1 protein-coding gene is annotated in these 425 nt (G+C 38.1%); it reads left to right on the top strand.

Annotation, left to right across the window (positions count from 1 at the left end):
• Positions 1 to 90: 90 nt before the first annotated feature.
• The coding region (locus A3860_RS42260) for a transposase family protein (protein ID WP_143774032.1) at positions 91 to 425 on the top strand (335 nt) is incomplete at its 3' end.

Raw genomic sequence — 425 nt, 5'->3', positions numbered from 1 at the left:
GGTTCTTCGTCAAATTTGGGGGTTACGTGATTATCACACGACCGCTTTTTCATTCAAAAGGAAGGGTGTAACCTAGCCCAAACAATTGCAATGTTGCTCCATGAGTTATTATTTGAGGATAAAGCAGGGAATTTTGAAATAAAATCAACTATAAGGGAATCCGGCAAAGTTATCTTACATGTTTCTAGTACACGAGGAAAGAACACTTGCCCTGATTGCAATGTAAATAGCACTCGTTTGCATAGTTATTATTTTAGGAAAGTGAAAGACTTGCCAATCCTGGGCTATAGCATTGTTCTTTCCTTAAGAGTTGGCAAATTCTATTGTAAGAATAGCAAATGTTCCAGAAAAGTATTTTCGCAGCGATTTCCGGTCCACTTTCTTCCATACAAACGTAATACAGTACGGCTAGACGATAAGCTACT

The organism is Niastella vici (assembly GCF_002077945.1).
In the GTDB taxonomy this organism is placed as follows: Bacteria; Bacteroidota; Bacteroidia; order Chitinophagales; family Chitinophagaceae; genus Niastella; species Niastella vici.
Note: the sequence above shows the minus strand (reverse complement) of the source record. Positions and strands in the feature narration are given on the sequence as shown.